Source organism: Streptomyces sp. NBC_00690, from assembly GCF_036226685.1.
Taxonomy (GTDB): Bacteria; Actinomycetota; Actinomycetes; order Streptomycetales; family Streptomycetaceae; genus Streptomyces.
The window spans coordinates 5,798,874-5,816,807 of the sequence record NZ_CP109009.1 but is presented as its reverse complement, the minus strand read 5'-3'; the positions used below and the strand labels follow the sequence as shown (position 1 = coordinate 5,816,807).

The 17,934-nt window shown below is 68.8% G+C and carries 13 protein-coding genes and 1 riboswitch; of the genes, 4 read left to right on the top strand and 9 right to left on the bottom strand.

The genetic code is table 11. The features are described from left to right. Positions 1-301: 301 nt before the first annotated feature. From OID54_RS25640 to OID54_RS25625, 4 genes are all read right to left on the bottom strand, one after another. Positions 302-1,837: a glycoside hydrolase family 3 protein gene (locus OID54_RS25640; protein WP_329023167.1), complete on the bottom strand. Its 1,536-nt coding sequence runs from the start codon at positions 1,835-1,837 to the stop codon at positions 302-304. A 5-nt stretch (positions 1,838-1,842) separates the two neighbouring features. Next, the gene (locus tag OID54_RS25635) at positions 1,843-2,673 is read right to left on the bottom strand and encodes a carbohydrate ABC transporter permease (protein WP_329023165.1); all 831 of its coding nucleotides are present in this window, start codon (positions 2,671-2,673) and stop codon (positions 1,843-1,845) included. Beyond that, complete coding sequence (locus OID54_RS25630; protein WP_329023163.1) at positions 2,673-3,650, bottom strand: carbohydrate ABC transporter permease; 978 nt, start codon at positions 3,648-3,650, stop codon at positions 2,673-2,675. Before OID54_RS25630 ends, OID54_RS25635 begins: the two co-directional genes overlap by 1 nt. Positions 3,651-3,761: 111 nt before the next feature. Next, positions 3,762-5,048, bottom strand: coding sequence for an extracellular solute-binding protein (locus tag OID54_RS25625; protein WP_329023161.1), 1,287 nt, complete (start codon positions 5,046-5,048; stop codon positions 3,762-3,764). A gap of 900 nt (positions 5,049-5,948) precedes the next feature. On the opposite strand from OID54_RS25625, the gene OID54_RS25620 reads away from it, so the two are divergent. The 3 genes from OID54_RS25620 to OID54_RS25610 all read left to right on the top strand — a co-directional run bounded on the left by OID54_RS25620 (position 5,949) and on the right by OID54_RS25610 (position 11,586). Next, on the top strand, positions 5,949-6,713 hold the full coding sequence (locus tag OID54_RS25620) for a GntR family transcriptional regulator (protein WP_329027779.1): 765 nt from the start codon (positions 5,949-5,951) through the stop codon (positions 6,711-6,713). Between the two features lie 1,158 nt (positions 6,714-7,871). Further along, positions 7,872-7,998: riboswitch (cobalamin riboswitch) on the top strand. 142 nt (positions 7,999-8,140) lie between these two features. Further along, entirely contained in the window at positions 8,141-10,567 is a 2,427-nt protein-coding gene (locus tag OID54_RS25615) for a ribonucleoside-diphosphate reductase subunit alpha (protein WP_329023159.1), read from the top strand. Then, positions 10,567-11,586 (top strand): ribonucleotide-diphosphate reductase subunit beta, encoded by a 1,020-nt coding sequence (locus tag OID54_RS25610; RefSeq protein WP_329023158.1) that lies wholly within the window; start codon positions 10,567-10,569, stop codon positions 11,584-11,586. The genes OID54_RS25615 and OID54_RS25610 overlap by 1 nt, the downstream gene beginning before the upstream one ends. A 134-nt stretch (positions 11,587-11,720) precedes the next feature. Here the strand turns inward: OID54_RS25610 and OID54_RS25605 are convergent, their stop codons facing one another. Beyond that, the gene (locus OID54_RS25605; protein ID WP_329023156.1) at positions 11,721-12,065 is read right to left on the bottom strand and encodes a hypothetical protein; all 345 of its coding nucleotides are present in this window, start codon (positions 12,063-12,065) and stop codon (positions 11,721-11,723) included. An 82-nt stretch (positions 12,066-12,147) separates the two neighbouring features. On the opposite strand from OID54_RS25605, the gene OID54_RS25600 reads away from it, so the two are divergent. Then, entirely contained in the window at positions 12,148-13,113 is a 966-nt protein-coding gene (locus tag OID54_RS25600) for a GlxA family transcriptional regulator (protein WP_329023154.1), read from the top strand. 58 nt (positions 13,114-13,171) lie between these two features. On the opposite strand, the gene def is transcribed toward OID54_RS25600, so the two are convergent. The 4 genes from def to OID54_RS25580 all read right to left on the bottom strand — a co-directional run bounded on the left by def (position 13,172) and on the right by OID54_RS25580 (position 17,872). Beyond that, entirely contained in the window at positions 13,172-13,804 is a 633-nt protein-coding gene (gene def / locus OID54_RS25595; RefSeq protein ID WP_329023152.1) for a peptide deformylase, read from the bottom strand. Positions 13,805-13,926: 122 nt separating this feature from the next. Further along, positions 13,927-14,928: a tetratricopeptide repeat protein gene (locus OID54_RS25590; protein ID WP_329023150.1), complete on the bottom strand. Its 1,002-nt coding sequence runs from the start codon at positions 14,926-14,928 to the stop codon at positions 13,927-13,929. A 173-nt stretch (positions 14,929-15,101) separates the two neighbouring features. Next, complete coding sequence (locus OID54_RS25585) at positions 15,102-16,421, bottom strand: HD-GYP domain-containing protein (RefSeq protein WP_329023148.1); 1,320 nt, start codon at positions 16,419-16,421, stop codon at positions 15,102-15,104. Beyond that, positions 16,421-17,872 (bottom strand): HD-GYP domain-containing protein, encoded by a 1,452-nt coding sequence (locus tag OID54_RS25580; RefSeq protein WP_329023145.1) that lies wholly within the window; start codon positions 17,870-17,872, stop codon positions 16,421-16,423. The genes OID54_RS25585 and OID54_RS25580 overlap by 1 nt, the downstream gene beginning before the upstream one ends. Between the last annotated feature and the right edge of the window lie 62 nt (positions 17,873-17,934).

The window sequence follows — 17,934 nt, the reverse complement described above, 5'->3', positions numbered from 1 at the left end:
GTCTGCCGGGTTGACCAGCACGTTCCTGGCCAGAGCTCTGGGCTGGCGCCCAGGCGGCCGGTGCCAGCCGCTTTCACGGTGTACGGGGCACCGCGTGCGCGCGACACTGCCGGGCAGAAAGGGGCATGCAAAAGGGCCGGTGTCGGGCGCGGTCCCCTCCTGCTGTGCCGCGCCCGACACCGGCCCTCCGGGGCGACCGCGAACGAACGCGGTGGTGCTCCCGGGGCTCGTACGAACGGGCCCCTCGTGGCCGTGGTCCTCCCAGTCGGGAGGTGCGGCGGCGAGAGGCCCGCTCCTTGGTTCACCTGCCGGCGATGACCTCCGCCGCGGCCCGGCCGCAGACGGGCGCCGCGCCGAAGGTGGCGATGTGCAGGGCGCCGGTCGGCTCGGCCTGCGGCACCCCCATCTCCACCACGATCGTGTCGGGGCGAGCGGTCACCAGGGCGGTCAGTGCCTCGGCCATCCACGGGTGCCGGTGCGCATCCCGCACCACCGCGACCGTGCGACGCTCACCGGCAGCGCCCAGGACCTTGGCGACCAGCACATCGGTGCCGTCGGCCGTCGCCTGATCGCTGCTGTAGGTCTCCTGGCCGGAGCCGGGCAGCAGCTCACCGATGGCTGCGGCGGCGCCCCAGGGGGTCTCCGCGCCGGCGGCGCAGTTGGCCTCGGGCGAGAACGTCGCCACCTGTACGGGGCCGGTGACGGCATCGTGCTGGGCACCGCGGGTCACCCGCAGCGCCTGGCGGGCGGCGGCGAGACCGACGGAGGCGTCCGGAGCGCGCCGGCCGTCGGGGTGGGCCTGCTCAGCGGTCCACGCGGAGAGCGCGCGAACCCGGCTCGCGGCGTCGACCAGCCGCTCCTCGGGCAGTTCGCCCGAGTGGACGGCGTCCACGATGGCGCCGGCGAGGTCGATGACGGTGTCCTCACCGAAGGAGTCACCACCGGTGCAGATCGCGTCGGCGCCCGCGGCGATGGCGAGCACGGTGCCCCTGGCGACACCGTAGGTGCGCGCGATGGCGCCCATCTCGATGCCGTCCGTGACGATCAGCCCGTCGTAGCCGAGCCCGCCTTCGGACTTGGGGGCGCGCAGCAGGGAGGTCAACACCCGACGGCTCAGGGTCGCCGGGTGCTCGGTGTCGAGCGCGTTGACCATGATGTGCGCCGTCATGACGGCCTTGACGTCCTGGTCGATCGCGGCCTGGAAGGGGATCAGATCCCGCTCCCTCAGTACGGTCTCGGACACCTCGATGCTGGGCAGACCCAGGTGCGAGTCGACCGCCGTGTCACCGTGGCCGGGGAAGTGCTTGGCACAGGCGGCCACGCCGACGGACTGGAGTCCCTCGACCCAGGCTGCCGTGTGCCGGGCGCAGAGCTGGGTGTCGGCGCCGAAGGCCCGGACCCCGATGACGGGGTTGTCGGGGTTGGCGTTGACGTCGGCCGATGGCGCCCAGTTGAAGTTGACGCCGCAGGCGGCCAGCGAGTGGCCGAGTTCACGGGCCACGTCACGGGTGACCGCCAGGTCGTCGATCGCTCCGAGCGCGAGGCTGCCGGGCCAGGACGAGCCGCCCATGACCTCCAGCCGGGTGACGTCCCCGCCCTCCTCGTCGATGGCGACGAGGATGTCGGGGTTCTCCTTGCGCAACTCCGATGTGAGCGCCGCAACCTGCTCGGAGTCCTTGCAGTTGCGGCCGTACAGCGCCACCGAGAGCAGGCCCTGAGCGACGGTGCGACGGACCCATTCGGGTGCCGTGGTGCCTCCGAAGCCTGGCTGCAGAACAGCCAGGGCGTCCGCGTACAGAGGGTCCTGCGCACGGAGTCCGCTGGTCGGGATTCCCACCGGGATCAGCCTTTCACTGCGCCATCAGTAAGGCCGCTGACGGCCTTGCGCTGAAGGAAGACGAAGAGGAGCAGGATCGGAATGGCGAAGATGGTGGAGGCGGCCATGGTGGCGCCCCAGTCGTCGCCGAAGGTGGAGCGGAAGCTGGACAGCCACAGCGGAAGCGTCTGGTACTCCGCGTCCTTGTTGAGCACCAGCACCATCGGGAACTCGTTCCACGCGGTGATGAAGCCGAACATGGACGTCGACATCAGACCGGGCGCGAGCAGCGGCAGGATCACCTTGAGGAACGCCTGACGGCGGGTGCAGCCGTCGACCATCGCGGACTCCTCCAGTTCCTTCGGCACGGCGGCGACGAAGCCGCGGAGCGTCAGGAGGGTGAAGGGCAGCACCATGACCATGTAGAAGAGGGTCAGGGGGATCAGGCTGTTGAGCATGTCGGCGTCGCGCACGATGAAGTAGATCGCGATGACCATGACTTCCCACGGCGCCATCTGGGCCATCATGAAGCCGACGATGAAGCCGCGCCGGCCCTTGAAGCGCATCCGCGCGAGGGCGAAGGACGCCGCCAGCGAGATGATCAGCGAGAAGACGACGGCCAGGACGGTGACGGTCAGCGAGTTGCGGACCAGCGTCCAGAAGTTATCCGCGTTCAGGGCGGTCTCGAAGTGCTGCAGCGTCGGGCTCGTGGGGAACCAGACGGGGGTGTCCGAGACGATGTCCGGCGTCTTCTTGAACGACGTGGCGAACATCCAGTACACGGGGAAGATGAAGCCGACAATCAGCAGTGCGGCAGTGATGTTGGGCCAAAGACGGCCAAGCAGTGAGCGCTGCATCACGCATCCTCCTCTTGCTTCAGGACGATCCGGAGGTAGTACGCGGTGAGCGCCAGCATGATCACGATGGTGAGCATGGCGATCGCCGAGCCCATGCCGTAGTGCTGGTTACCGATGCCCTCGATGTACGCGTACACGGGCAGGATCTCGGTGAGACGGTCCGGGCCACCGGCATTGATCGTGTAGACCTGTACAAACGCCTTGAAAACCCAGATGATCTCAAGGAAGGTCGTTGCGTACAGGAACGGCCGCATGAAGGGGAGCGTGACCGAGGTGAAGCTCTTCCAGGCGCCTGCGCCATCGAGCGAGGCGGCTTCGTAGAGCTCCTTGGGAATGGTGGTCGTCGCTGCGTATAGGTTGATCGCGACGAACGGTATGGACTGCCACACGATGAGCAGCGTGACCACGAAGAACGTGGACATCTGGCTGCCCAGCCAGTTGTATTCCGCCATGTTCTCGAAGCCGAACTGGACGAGGACCCAGTTGACGACACCGAAGCGCTGGGCGAAGAGCCACTGGTAGACGGTGGTGGAAGCGACGACCGGCATGGCCCAGGCGAGGACGAGGCCGATCAGCAGAGCCACGCGCATCCGCTTGCCGAGACGCGCGAGCAGCAGCCCGACGAGCGTTCCCAGCAGCATGATGAGGACGACGTTCGCGGCGGTGAAGGCGATGGAGCGGCCGGTGACCCGCCAGAAATCCGAACCCGTCAGGATTTCCTTGTAGTTGTCAATTCCGTTCCATTCCGTGAGGTGCTGGATCAGCTGCCTCATGTTCAGGTTCTGGAATGACAGGATGCCGTTGTTGATCAGCGGATAACCGAGGAAAACCAAGGTGACCGCGACAGCGGGGAGCAGAAGCAGATAGGGCAGAAGCGCTCCGGCTCGTCTGCTCTCCGGAGGTTTCCCGTGTCCTCCATTGGTCCGCCGGTGGACCTTCATCGGGCCGGATGGCGGCCTCTCGGTCTGCACGGTCATGCTCTTGCCATCTCTTCCTAGGCAACTGGGGGGAAGCAGAAGTCGGGGGCAGCACGTGTGCCTGTAGGGGGGTGGGTTCCGGTCCGGAACCCACCCCCCTACAGCGGGTGCTTACTGCTTCTGCGAGAGACGCTTGTTGAACTCGCCCTCGACCTGCTTGGCAGCGTCGGCCGGGGACTTACCGTTCAGGACCGCGGTCAGGTAGGTCTTGATCGGGTTCGGAGCGTTCTCCACGGCGGCCCACTCGGCGATCAGCGGGGTGGTGCCACCGAACTTGGCGGACGGCGCCGCGGCCTCGGCGACCGGGTTGCCCGCGAGGTTGGAGTTCAGCGACTCCTTGTTCGGGATGACGCCGTTGAGCTTGGCGAGCTGGCCCTCGTACTTGTCGGACAGGGCGAGCTTCAGGAACTCCTTGGCGAGCTCCTTCTTCTTGCTGCCCTCGGCGACGGCGAGGTTGGAGCCACCGAGGAAGACACCCTCGGGCTTGTCGGCCGTCTCACCCGGGATGGTGAAGTAGCCGATCTCCTTCTCGATGGCCGGGTTGGCCTTGATCGCCGTGCCGGCTTCCCAGCCCATGCCGATGAAGGCGCCGGTCTTGCCCTTGGCGAAGATGTCGGCCTGCTGGGGGGTCGCCTCGTCCTTGTCCTTGGGGGCCTTGGAGTAGGACTGGAGCTTCTTGTAGAGCTCGGCAGCCGCAGCGACCTTCGGGTCACCGAGGTTGGAGACCCACTTGTCCCCGTCCTTCTTGACGAGCTCGGCGCCCTGTCCGATGGTCAGGCCGACGAAGTAGTACCAGTTCTGGCCGGGCAGGTAGATCGGCTCTGCCTTGCCCTTGGCCTTGATCTTGTCCAGGGCCGCGTAGAACTCGTCACGGGTCTTCGGCGGCGCGGCGATGCCGGCCTCCTTGAACACGGACTTGTTGTAGAGGACCACGCGGTTAGCGAAGTACCACGGGGTGGCGTACTGCTTGCCGTCGATGACGGACGCCTTGTTCAGGTTCTCGGCCCAGTCGCCGCCGATCTCCTTCTTCAGGTCGCCCAGGTCCGCGAGGCCACCGGTCTTGGCGTAGGCCGCGGTCTGGGTGTTACCGATCTCGAAGACGTCCGGCGGGTTCTCCTCCGAGAGGGAGGTGGTCAGCTTCTGCTGGATGCCGTTCCACTGCTGGACCTCGAACTTGACCTTGGCGCCCGTGGTCTTCTCGAACTCGGCGGTAAGGTCCGCCTGCCACTGGTCGGGGGTGGAGCCGTCCATCGCCCAGACGGTCAGCGTCTGACCCTTGTAGCTATCAGGACCCTTCGACTCGCTGCCCTTGTCGCTGTCCTTGTCGTCGCTGCCGCATGCCACGAGACCGACCATCATGCCTGCGACGCCGATCGCCGCGATGAGCTTGCGCTTCACGCCACCCTCCTCAGGGATGTCTGCAACCCCTGCCCACCGCGAAGCTGATGCCTAGTACTGCTCGTACCGCCAAGCCGATGCCTAGTACTGCTCGTGGGGCTGGGAACTGATCTTTAGTGGTTTAGACCAGCACCCGGAGCTTGGCCTAGACCTTTATGGCTGTCAAGGCTCGACCGGAAGGCCCGACACGTCCGTTATCAGACCGACATCTGACCGTCAGCGTGAAGCCATGACGGAGCGGGCATCCATGTTCAACCGCTCCGACAGAGGCCCCAGACCACAGCAGTATTACCTGGGGCGAGCGGCGTTGGGGGCCGTTCGAGAAGACCGCTCGTCCGACCGTTCGAAAGCCGGCCACACACGGCACACGAGCCGCTGACGCCCCCGGAGACCGAAGGGTCGCAGTGCTCCCGGGGTCGGCCACCACCGTCGACCGCCGACGGGTCCGCCGTCGCCGTGGGGGCTCGACGGGTCGCACCCTTCGAGCCCCCGCGCGGACGCGCCGTCGATCACGGGGCACACTCACACAGGGACGCCTCCGACATTCTCGACGCACTCCCGCCTCGACCCATCACGCGCCGTCCCCCGGTGATCGACAACCGCTGCCGAACCGGCCGCGGACCGGACTCCACAGGTTGCACACAGGAGACGGAGGCACCCTCCCCAAGCCCTCCCGGGTGCCCTGACCGGCCACGCCTTCCGTACTACGGTCTGGCAGCAACATTGCCCGATGGACTAGACCAAGCGTGGTCCCCTCGGTGTATAAGAGGTGCACTCGTGCCCGTTGCCCGGCCGGGCACCCGAGAGGGTGACGCCCTGAGGCCAGCCCATGCCACGATGTGAAACCTAGTGATGGAGGAATCGGTGACGGCAGCAGCACAACAGCCAGGCAAACAAGGCTTGGCCTCGGACGGGGGCGGCACCGAGGGCAGGACGGGCCCTGTCACACGGACCTCGCGCGTGCCCAAGTACTACCGCCTCAAGCGTCATCTGCTGGAGATGACGGAGACCCTCCCCCCGGGCACACCGGTGCCACCCGAACGGACTCTGGCCACCGAGTTCGATACCTCGCGCACCACCGTCCGGCAGGCGCTCCAGGAGCTGGTGGTCGAGGGACGACTGGAGCGGATCCAGGGCAAGGGGACCTTCGTCGCCAAGCCCAAGGTCGCCCAGGCGCTCCAGCTCACCTCCTACACGGAGGACATGCGCGCCCAGGGTCTCGAACCCACCTCACAACTCCTCGACCTCGGCTATGTCACGGCGGATGACCGACTGGCCGAACTCCTGGAGATCAACACCGGGGGCCGGGTACTGCGCATCGAGCGACTGCGGCTGGCGAGCGGGGAGCCGATGGCGATCGAGACCACGCATCTGTCGGCGAAGCGCTTCCCGGCCCTGCGGCGCTCGCTGGTGAAGTACACCTCTTTGTACACGGCACTCGCCGAGGTCTACGACGTCCGTCTCGCGGAGGCGGAGGAGACGATCGAGACCTCGCTGGCCACCCCGCGTGAAGCCGGGCTGCTCGGGACCGATGTGGGACTACCGATGCTGATGCTCTCCCGGCACTCGGTCGACGCCAACAACGAACCGGTGGAATGGGTCCGGTCCGTCTACCGGGGCGACCGCTACAAGTTCGTGGCACGTCTACGTCGCCCGCTCAACTAGACCAGCCGGTCCGGGACCGCCCCGGCTCCGGGAACTCCCCCGGACGGCACCACCAACCCCTCACGCCCAAACCTGCTGAACCTGCTGAACCTGCCAATAAACGACGACACCAACGACACCGACGGCCCGGTCCGCACCGGCCGTGCGGACGGCCGCCGGAAACGGCCGCCCTCGTCGCGCGACCCGATCACCCCCACCGGGCCCTCCCAGCGCGCGACGACCCCGCGCCCTCCCGCCCCCTCGTGCGATCCGCACGAGATCGCCGATCGGCGCAGCGGTAAGCGACCTTGCCCGGGAGTCCCCAGCTGGTGAACGGCGTCGAACCGCCGGTCACGAGCCATCCGCTGTTGAGCGGTTTCGGGTTTGCGGTTTCGGCATTTCTCCGGTGGAACGGTACGTGGCCGACAACGGCTATCCGCCGTGGTGCCCCCCATTGCCGCCCGGCACTTCGAAACCCTCCATGCGTACGGGAATTCCCGCGATGTAGGGGAAAGCCCGGGTGCCGAAAGTCCATGTCGAAGCACTGACACCTGCGGACACGGTCCCACCAGGGCCTTTCATCGCCCTCCGGCAGCTCGGCATCCGGCTTGGTGATCGACGGACGGCTCCTCTCGTTCGTATCTCCATTCGCACTCTCCTTCATGTCGCCTTCTCATGGCGTCATGGCGTCATGGCGTCGGTTGAGCGGGGCCGTTCCACACCGCGCGGCTTTCTCCACCCCTCAGCCTTCCGCGGATCGGTCCCCATTCCGTGCGCACCCGGGCGCTTCTGGCCTGCGCCCACGCGCGGATACGCGTGGGCACGGATCGCCCATCGGATCGCGCACACCGGATTCGACGGGGTCGTACGCACCCGTCCGTGCGTCCGCTGTGCCCACTGTGCCCGCTGATTCCTGCCCCGGCACCCAAGCACGGGCACCGCCACGGAACGAGGAACCATCGCCGAGCCCGTGACCCCGATGCCGTGGGCAAGAAGCCCCGTGGCCGTCCCTGAGAACCCCGCCGACGCCCCTGCGAACCCGTCGAACGGCCGTCACCGACCCCTCGAACCCAGGCTTTCCAGGGCCACAGCCCCTACGCCGCAAGGGCCCCGGCTTCCCCCTCGCATTCCGCCACGACACAACATGTGGGGGGTACTTCCAGCATGCCCCCCCACATGTATGCTCATCTCGCTGTCGTCGCAGAGGAATCCGGTGCGAATCCGGAACTGTCCCGCAACGGTATGTCGTGGTGCGCTTTGTCGTACCTGTACGAGTCCGGCCGACTGCCGACAGCGCGCCCGGTTCAACCGATCCGGGTGCCCAGACGTCCGGGCCTCGCGGTTGGGCCGGGGGACGCCGCACAGTGCTGCCCCAAGTCGGGCATGCGCTCGGGCGGCCCTGCCCTCCCCGCCCGTCGGCCCGCGAGCCGAGCGAGGGAGAGCACCACGTGACCATCGCGCCTGCCGATCCGGTTTCAGGCACCGCCGACATCTCCGAGCAGATGCCGCAGCAGGTTCCCCCGTCGCGGAACGGCGAGGACGGACCGGGAACCGCATTGCTGCGGACCCTGACCGATCTGACCGCCGATCTGCCGGACACCGACCCCGGTCGGGTCGCCGCCGCTGCGCTGCGCGGACGGAACGCCGGATCAGACACGGCCGAACTCCGTGGACTCGCCACCGATGCCGCCGCCGGACTGATCTCCGAGGACCCGGCGTACTCCCGGCTCGCCGCCCGGCTGCTGACCCTCACCATCGCCGAAGAGGCCGAGAGCCAGGGAGCATCCTGCTTCTCCGCGTCCGTCGCCGTCGGCCACACCGAGGGTCTGATCGCCAACCGCACCGCCGCGTTCGTGACGCTCCACGCCGAACGCCTCGACGCGACCCTCGACCCCACGGCCGACGACCGCTTCGGCTACTTCGGGCTGCGCACCCTCTACAGCCGCTACCTGCTGCGGCACCCCATCACCCGTCAGGTCATCGAGACGCCCCAGCACTTCATGCTGCGCGTCGCCTGCGGCCTGGCGGAGGACGACTCCGTACGCGCCCTCGACGAGGTCACCGCGCTGTACCGGCTGATGAGCCGGCTGGACTACCTGCCGTCCTCACCCACCCTGTTCAACTCGGGCACCCGCCACCCGCAGATGTCGTCCTGCTATCTGCTGGACTCGCCCCTGGACGAGCTGGACTCGATCTACGGCCGCTACCACCAGGTCGCCCGGCTCTCCAAGCACGCGGGCGGCATCGGGCTCTCGTACTCCCGCATCCGTGCCCGCGGCTCTCTGATCCGCGGCACCAACGGGCACTCCAACGGGATCGTGCCGTTCCTGAAGACGTTGGACGCCTCCGTCGCCGCCGTCAACCAGGGCGGCCGACGCAAGGGCGCTGCCGCCGTCTATCTGGAGACCTGGCACGCGGACATCGAGGAGTTCCTGGAGCTGCGCGACAACACCGGCGAGGACGCCCGGCGCACGCATAACCTCAACCTCGCCCACTGGGTGCCGGACGAGTTCATGCGGCGGGTCGACACCGACGGTGAGTGGTCGCTGTTTTCCCCGTCCGACGTCCCCGAGCTCGTCGACCTGTGGGGCGATGACTTCGACGCCGTGTACCGGCGCGCGGAGGCCCAGGGCCTGGCCCGCAAGACCATGCCCGCCCGAGAGCTCTACGGGCGGATGATGCGTACCCTCGCGCAGACCGGCAACGGCTGGATGACCTTCAAGGACGCGGCCAACCGCACCGCCAACCAGACCGCCGAGCCGGGCCACACGGTCCACTCGTCGAACCTGTGCACGGAGATCCTTGAGGTCACCGACGACGGCGAGACCGCCGTGTGCAACCTGGGCTCGGTCAACCTCGGTGCCTTCGTCGTCGACGGCGCCGTCGACTGGGAGCGGCTGGACTCGACCGTCCGTACCGCCGTCACCTTCCTCGACCGCGTGGTGGACATCAACTTCTACCCGACCGAGCAGGCGGGCCGCTCCAACGCGCGCTGGCGCCCGGTCGGCCTCGGCGCCATGGGCCTCCAGGACGTCTTCTTCCAGCTGAAGCTGCCGTTCGACTCGCCCGCCGCCCGGGCCCTCTCCACCCAGATCTCCGAGCGGATCATGCTCGCCGCCTATGAGGCGTCCTGCGCACTCGCCGAGCGCCACGGCACCTTCCCCGCCTGGGAGAAGACCCGTACGGCCCGCGGTGTGCTGCACCCGGACCACTACGGCGTCGAACTGCACTGGCCCGAGCGCTGGGCCGCCCTGCGGGAGCGGATCGCGACGACGGGCATGCGCAACTCGCTGCTGCTCGCCATCGCCCCGACCGCGACCATCGCTTCCATCGCCGGTGTGTACGAGTGCATCGAGCCCCAGGTCTCCAACCTCTTCAAGCGCGAGACGCTCTCCGGTGAGTTCCTCCAGGTCAACAACTACCTGGTGGAGGAGCTGAAGCGGCTCGGTGTCTGGGACGCGACCACGAGGGAGGCGCTGCGCGAGTCCAACGGCTCGGTGCAGGGCTTCACCTGGGTGCCGGCCGAGGTGCGCGAGTTGTACCGCACGGCGTGGGAGATCCCGCAGCGCGGCCTGATCGACATGGCAGCCGCGCGCACCCCGTTCCTCGACCAGTCCCAGTCGCTGAATCTCTTCCTGGAGACGCCGACCATCGGGAAGCTCAGCTCGATGTACGCCTACGCCTGGAAGCAGGGCCTGAAGACGACGTACTACCTGCGGTCGCGACCGGCCACCCGGATCGCCCGTGCGGCCTCCGGCACCACGAACGCCGTCCCCACCCCTGCCCCTGTCCCCGCGCAGCAGACCCCCGAGACCACCGAAGATGCGGTCGCCTGCTCGCTGGAGAACCCCGAGTCCTGCGAGGCGTGCCAGTAATGCCCACCCCCCAGCCCGTCAAGAACCTGCTCGACCCCGGCTTCGAGCTCACCCTGCGCCCGATGCGCTACCCGGACTTCTACGAGCGCTACCGGGACGCGATCAAGAACACCTGGACCGTCGAGGAGGTCGACCTCCACTCGGACGTGTCCGACCTCGCCAAGATGACCCCGGCCGAGCAGCATCTGATCGGCCGGCTGGTCGCCTTCTTCGCGACCGGTGACTCGATCGTCGCCAACAACCTCGTGTTGACGCTGTACAAGCACATCAACTCCCCGGAGGCACGGCTCTACCTCAGCCGTCAGCTCTTCGAGGAGGCCGTGCACGTCCAGTTCTATCTGACGCTGCTCGACACCTACCTCCCCGATCCGGAGGACCGCACCGCGGCGTTCGCGGCCGTGGAGAACATCCCGTCCATCCGGGAGAAGGCGCAGTTCTGCTTCCGTTGGATGGACTCGGTCGAGAAGATCGACCAGTTGGAGTCGCAGTCCGACCGGCGCCGGTTCCTGCTCAACCTCATCTGCTTCGCCGCCTGCATCGAGGGGCTGTTCTTCTACGGCGCCTTCGCCTACGTGTACTGGTTCCGCTCCCGCGGTCTGCTGCACGGTCTGGCCACCGGGACGAACTGGGTGTTCCGCGACGAGACCATGCACATGAACTTCGCGTTCGAGGTCGTGGACACGGTCCGCAAGGAGGAGCCCGAACTCTTTGACGACGCACTCCAGCAGCAGGTCACGGACATGTTGAAGGAGGCCGTGGAAGCGGAGCTCCAGTTCGGTCAGGACCTGTGCGGCGACGGACTGCCGGGCATGAACACCGAGTCGATGCGGGAGTACCTCCAGTGCGTCGCCGACCAGCGGCTCACCCGGCTGGGCTTCGCCCCGGTGTACGGCTCGCAGAACCCGTTCTCGTTCATGGAGTTGCAGGGCGTCCAGGAGCTGACCAACTTCTTCGAGCGCCGTCCGTCCGCCTACCAGGTGGCCGTCGAGGGGTCCGTCGACCTGGACGAGGACTTCTAGGCTGCGGCAGTCGGCCATGTCGTTGTGCGCCCCCGGTCCGGGGCCGGTTCTCCTACCGGCTCCGGGCCGGGGGCGCTGTCTGTTGGGTAGGCACGCCCCGCTGCGGTGTGGTGTGAGGCAGGACGCACACCGCGCTACCGGCCGACGCCGCACGTGCTGGGGACCGGGTCGGCCGGGTACGCGTCGCCGATGACGCCGGGGTGGGAAGCGTCACCGCTGGCCCCGGCTTCGGGCCCGCGGTCGCTCGCGGCGGTCCCGATCGGGGTGAACCGCAACGGAACCGCGACCGGTGCCGCATCCGGCCGGACGGGGCCGGTGGGCGGAACGAGCTCGGCAGCCCGGATCAGGGGGGCGTCTTCGCGCTCAGCCGCCCGGAGTTGACGGTCGACGGAACGATCTCTGACATGGCCGACAAGCGAGGGAAGTACGAGAAGGGTGAGAAGTCCCAGGACGATGAGGTAACCGAGGAATGTGTCCATGTCCTCTACTGTCCTGCCGCCGCAGCAGAAAAGTCAGTGGCAGGACTGTCATGGATCATCGAATTACTGCCACACTCGATCCATGTTGAAGAATGTCGCCACCGTGCTTCTCGAAGGCGTACATCCCTTTGAACTCGGCGTGATCGGTGAAGTGTTCGGCCTGGACCGCAGCGACGACGGCATGCCCGTCTACGACTTCGCGGTGGTGTCCGCCACGCACCGGACCCTGGCCACCCATGCCGGCTACTCCATCACCACGCACCACGGTCTGGAGCGACTGGACGCTGCGGACCTCATCGCCGTGCCCACGGGGGGCGACTATCCGACGCGCGACTATCCCGAAGACCTCCTGGCGGCTCTGCGCCGGGCCGTGGACCGGGGCGCCCGGGTGCTGAGCGTCTGCACCGGTGCCTTCGTCCTCGGCGCCGCCGGACTGCTCGACGGCCGCCGCTGTACGACCCACTGGCGCCATGCCGAGGCCCTCGCGAACCGCTATCCGCACGCCGTCGTCGATGCCGACGTGCTGTACGTGGACGAGGGGTCGATCATCACATCGGCGGGCACGGCGGCGGCGATCGACGCCTCGATCCATGTGCTGCGTCAGGAGCACGGCCCGGAGATCGCCAACCACGTCGCCCGACGCATGGTGGTCCCGCCGCACCGCGACGGCGGCCAGGCGCAGTACATCGAACGGCCACTGCCGCGCACCCGGTGCGACACCGTGGGAGAGGTACTCGGCTGGATGGAACGCCACCTCGACCGGGAGATGAGCGTGGACCAACTCGCCGCCCGCGCCCATATGTCCACCCGGACCTTCGCCCGCCGCTTCCAGCAGGAGACCGGAACCACGCCGTACCGCTGGCTGCTGCGACAGCGGGTCCTGCTGTCACAGGAACTCCTGGAGTCCACGGACGAAACGGTCGACGCGATCGCGAGCCGCTCGGGCTTCGGCAATGCGGCGGCCCTGCGCCACCACTTCCTCCGTACGCTCGGCACCACGCCCAACGCCTACCGCCGCACCTTCCGCGGTCCGGTACCGGTGGGATAGGCGCGAACAGACACGAGCGGGCCCCGGCACCGAGTGCCCGGGCCCGCTCGTCGCACGGTCAGTCGTTGGCGACGACCGCGTAGCGCGGAGTGCCCTCGGCCATCTGCTGCAGCGCGTCCTTGCGGTCCCGCTTGGAGAGCCGGTCGATGTAGAGGTACCCGTACAGGTGGTCGGTCTCGTGCTGGAGGCAGCGGGCGAAGTAACCCTGGCCGCGCACCTTGATGGGGTTGCCTTCGAGGTCCTGGCCGCGCACGACCGCATGGTCGGGGCGGGCGAGCGAGGCGTAGGCCGTCGGCACGGAGAGGCAGCCCTCGTTGGAGTCGTCGAGGTGACGCTCCTCGGGGGGAAGCTCCTCAAGCACCGGATTGACGACGTACCCGACGTGACGCACACCGTCGTCGTCCGGGCAGTCGTAGACGAAGACCTTGAGGTCCACGCCGATCTGGTTGGCGGCCAGCCCCACGCCCTCGGCGGTGCGTTGGCTGGCGAACATGTCGTCGATCAGCGCCGCAAGCTTGTCGTCGAACTCCGTGACGTCCTTGCACTCCTTGTGGAGCACCGGATTGCCGACGACCGTGATGGGGCGCGAGGTGCCGCGCTCGCGATGTGCGAGCTCACGTGCCTCGCAGTCTTCCGTGTCCACGACGAAACCATCATTGACCTGCTGGTCCGTCTCCTGCTGCGACGCCATGTCAGCCGTACGCCTTCCTCAGTACCTAGTGAATGCCCAGTGCCCGCCCTGTGGGGCCCATGTCTGCCCGCGTCAGCCGGTTGGTGCGGTCGCGCTGTGCCCCTCCACACTACGGGCAGCGTTCAGCAGACCTCTTCGAGATCGCGCCACTCCCGAGTGTCCGGACTGTCGGATACCCAGCCGTCCAGCAGACCGCGCACCAGCCCCGCGGGGGCCGCGATCCCGCACTCCCGCTCCGGGGACCACAGATCGCCGGACGTACGGTGACCGAGTGGTCCCGGCTGACCCGGCTCGCTGTGATCGTGCGGATCGAGGTGCTCCCCCTCACCCTCGGCGCTCGGCATCCTGCTCTCGGAGCAGGCGCGACAGAGCAGCCGTACGGATGACGACCAGTCCTCGGCGGCGAATCCCGCGTCGGACGCCAATTGCTCCAGCGCGTCCCGGTCGGCCTCGGTGGCGGCCTCCAGCAGGACCACCCAGGTGGGGACGGGCGAGGGCGCCCACAGCTCGATCTCGTCGAAGACGGGGTAGGCAGGTCCGGCGGATGTCGTTCGCTCACCGTTGGGCACGCCGTCGTGGAGGACGACCTCGCCCCAGCGCCGCCCGGAGGAGGGCAGGGGGATCGAGAGCACTTCCATCCGGGCGGGGTCGAGCCGCCGCCCCCAGACGACCTCTGCCTCGCCCTCAGGCGAGAGCCGCACGGCCGCACTGCCCAGGTTCATGCCGACGGCGGCGCCGCTCGGCCCGGCGCCCACACCGCTGCGGGTGGGCAGACCGGGCACCTTGAGTCCGTACGCCTGCCAGGCGCGGCGGGCCAGCGGCCAGTCCTGCAGCGCGGTGGCCGCGATGCCCACGTTCCACCAGTCGGGGGCTCCGGTCTCCTTGTCCAGGAGGGCCACGGCCCGCAGTCCTGCGGCGCGCGCCTGCTCCCAGTCGTGCCGGAACTTGTGCAGCAGAGCCAGATTGAACCAGGACTCCGAGAGCCAAGGCTCCAGATCGGCAGCCCTGGTCAGCAGCGCGCCCGCATCTTCGTACCGGCCGTCGCCGATCAGCGTGAACGCGCGGTCCGTGGCCTGCCGCCACGAGGCGGAGGGCCGATGCCGTACCTTCCCGAAGATCTTCACGATTCCCGCCTGCCGATCGCTCGGGGAAGTTCCCCCGGACGCTCTGTGTGTGTCTGCTTGACGCAGGTTCTCTGTCCTCTTTCGCATCCAACCATGCCCGGTCGACGGCTGGCTCATTACCCATGGGTTACCCAGGCTGGAGGGGTGCCAGACCCGCCTGGAGCGTTCCTGGATCACGCCTGGCGCACCGGTGCCTGTGTACCCCGCGCCAGCACCCTGGCCAGCGCTTCGACCACTTCCCGTTGATGGTCGGCCTCGGGGGCGAGCCGCAGCCGCTCCAGGGCCGCCAGCGCCCCGCCCGCGCCCCCTCCATGTGCCCCGGTGAGATCGTCGTATGCATTGACCGTTCGGACGATCCGAGCGGCCAGCGGCTGTTCGAACGAGGGGTCGGCCTGGCGTTCCACGATGATGGCCACGGCGGGTGGCACACCGGTCTGGCGGGCGACGGCTCCGCTGAGCAGGGCGATCCGACGCTGCTCGGCCACCGGGAGTAGTGCCGTCGCCCCGTCGGGTACCGGGTCCACCAGGGAGAGCTGTCCGATGTCGTGCATCAGGGCCGCGTACTCCAGCACGGTGAGGTCCTTGCCCGCGAGCCCGACCTCCCGGCCGACCGCGCAGCTCAGCTCGGCGACCCGACGGGCGTGGCCGGGCGGGGTGTAGCCGGCGATCTCGGTGGCGCGGGCCAGGGAGACGATGGTCTGGCGATAGGTGGCGCGGACGCCCTCGTACCGCCGGAAGGAGAGCTGGGTGAGCAGGAGCGGTACGCAGAAGACGGGCAGGGCCCAGAGCCCGGCTGCGGCCACGGCGAGGGCGATGACGGCGCCGGTGGCGCAGACCGCGGAGCCGATGCCGAGCAGCGCGCGCAGTTCGTCCCGGAGCAGGGACAGATAGGGGAAGCCGGTGCGGGCCCTGAGCATCACGGCGGCGAGCACGGCGTCGCACAGGGCGGTGAGGAGCAGCAGCACCAGGAGGAACAGTGCGTAGTAGGACTCGTCGGACCACAGGGGCAGCTCGCCCGAGTTGTAGAGCGGCTGAAAGCAGACTGCGGCGAATCCGACGGTGAGCACCCGACGGACGACGTGGTCGGGCGAGGGCCCTCGGCCGCGCGCCACGTGGGGGACGATGCCGATGAGCACGGCGGCGAAGACGACGGTCGTGACCTGGAAGACGCCGTGGCTGGTGGGTCCGCCGCCGCACTCGCCGAGCAGGGCGTAGGCCAGCGCACCGGCAGCGCCGAGCGGTGCGGCCTCGCGCTCCGAGGGGACGGTGCCGCAGCGGGCCAGTTCACCGATGGCGATCAACGCGCCGAAGGCCAGTGCCACGGTCGGTTGGTGTACTCCGTGCCACAGGGTGGCGGCGAGGGCGGTGCAGACCAGCGCACCGGCGGCGAGGTAGATCAGGGCGATCACGGTGGCGCCGGTGACCCCGGGCGCCGGTATCGGGCTCGCGGTGCCCCCGAAGGGGCGCGGGTCGCTCGCTGGTGGGGGATTCATCAGGGGTCCCCCGCGGGGCGTTCGCCGGCTCGGTGGGCGGACGGTTCATCCGCGGCGGCCCACCGACCCGCGCTGCCGTGGGCGAAGACCCGTACCGGTTGGGCCGGGATGTCGTGCGTTTCGGGCCGATCACGCCGGCCCCACGTGCCCTGGGGCAGTGGCTCGTCGGAGGTGACCTCGGTCTCCCAGCCGTGACGGTCGAGCGCGCGCACGAGGGCGTGCACCATCCGGGGGTCGAACTGGGTGCCCGCGCAGCGCTCCAGTTCGGTCAGGGCGGTGGTCACCGGTCGGGCGCGGCGGTAGGAGCGGGTCGAGGTCATGGCGTCGAAGGCGTCGGCGACGGCCACTACCCGGGCGCACTCCGGGATGTCGTCCCCGGCCAGTCCGTAGGGGTAGCCGGTGCCGTCGACCCTCTCGTGGTGGTGCAGGATCGCGGCCCGGGCCTCGCCGAGGAAGCCGATGCCACGCACGATCTCGTGACCGTACTCCGGGTGCAGTTCGATGACCCGCCTCTCCTCGGGGGTGAGGGGGCCCTCCTTGCGGAGCACGCGGGTGGGGACGCCGAGTTTGCCCACGTCGTGCAGGATCCCGGCGAATCGGATGACCTCGATCCGGTCTTCGGCCAGGCCCAGTTCGCGGGCGATGAGGACCGAGGCGCGGCCGACGCGCTCGCTGTGGCCACGGGTGTAGCGGTCCTTGATGTCGACGGCCTGCACCAGGGCGCGGATGGTGGCCTGGTAGGCCGTGCGTTCGCGGTGGTACTGGGCGAAGAGCCAGCAGGAGATGTACATCGGGAGCAGGACGAAGAGGGCTGAGGGCCAGCCGTAGGGGCTCTGCCAGAGCACCGCCATCATCAGCCCGGCCAGTCCGTGGACCAGATGGGGCAGGAGTGCACCGAGGACGGGTCCGTGCCAGCCGGCCCGCAGGGGGGTGCGCTCGGCCGTGGCCAGGATGCCCGCTTCGAGGACGGTCAGCACCAGGCAGAAGGCGAGCGCGCCGGCCGCGCCGGGGAGCAAAACGAGGGGGAAGTCGATGGGACTGGGCCCGGGGCCGGGCGCGTGGTCGCCGCCCAGCAAGTCATAGGTCTGTGCGGCGCCCCAGATGGCGAGGGCCAGTTGGGCGGCGCGCCAGATGCGGCGCAGGGCGGCCGGGCGGCGCTCGACCCGTCCCACGAGTGCTCCGGGGATGGCGACCAGAAGGGCTGCGGACGGTGGCAGCAGGAACGCGGCGGCCAGCAGGACCGGGAAGAAGGATCCCGCGCTGACGGGGACGGACCGGCCGAGATGTCGGCAGCGGGCGGGCAGTTCGCAGGCCGCGTAGAGCCCTGCGAGCAGTGCCACGGCCACCCAGTTGATGCCGGCCCCCGGCCGCAGGGCGGGCAGGGCGAGCAGCACGGTGCTGAGCACTGCGCAGAGAATGTACGCGTGTGCCGCGGCCGGTACGGACCTCAACTCCCCGCCCCCTTCTCACCTCGCGCGTCACGCTAGCGAGTTGGGGCGCCTGGGGCGGGTGG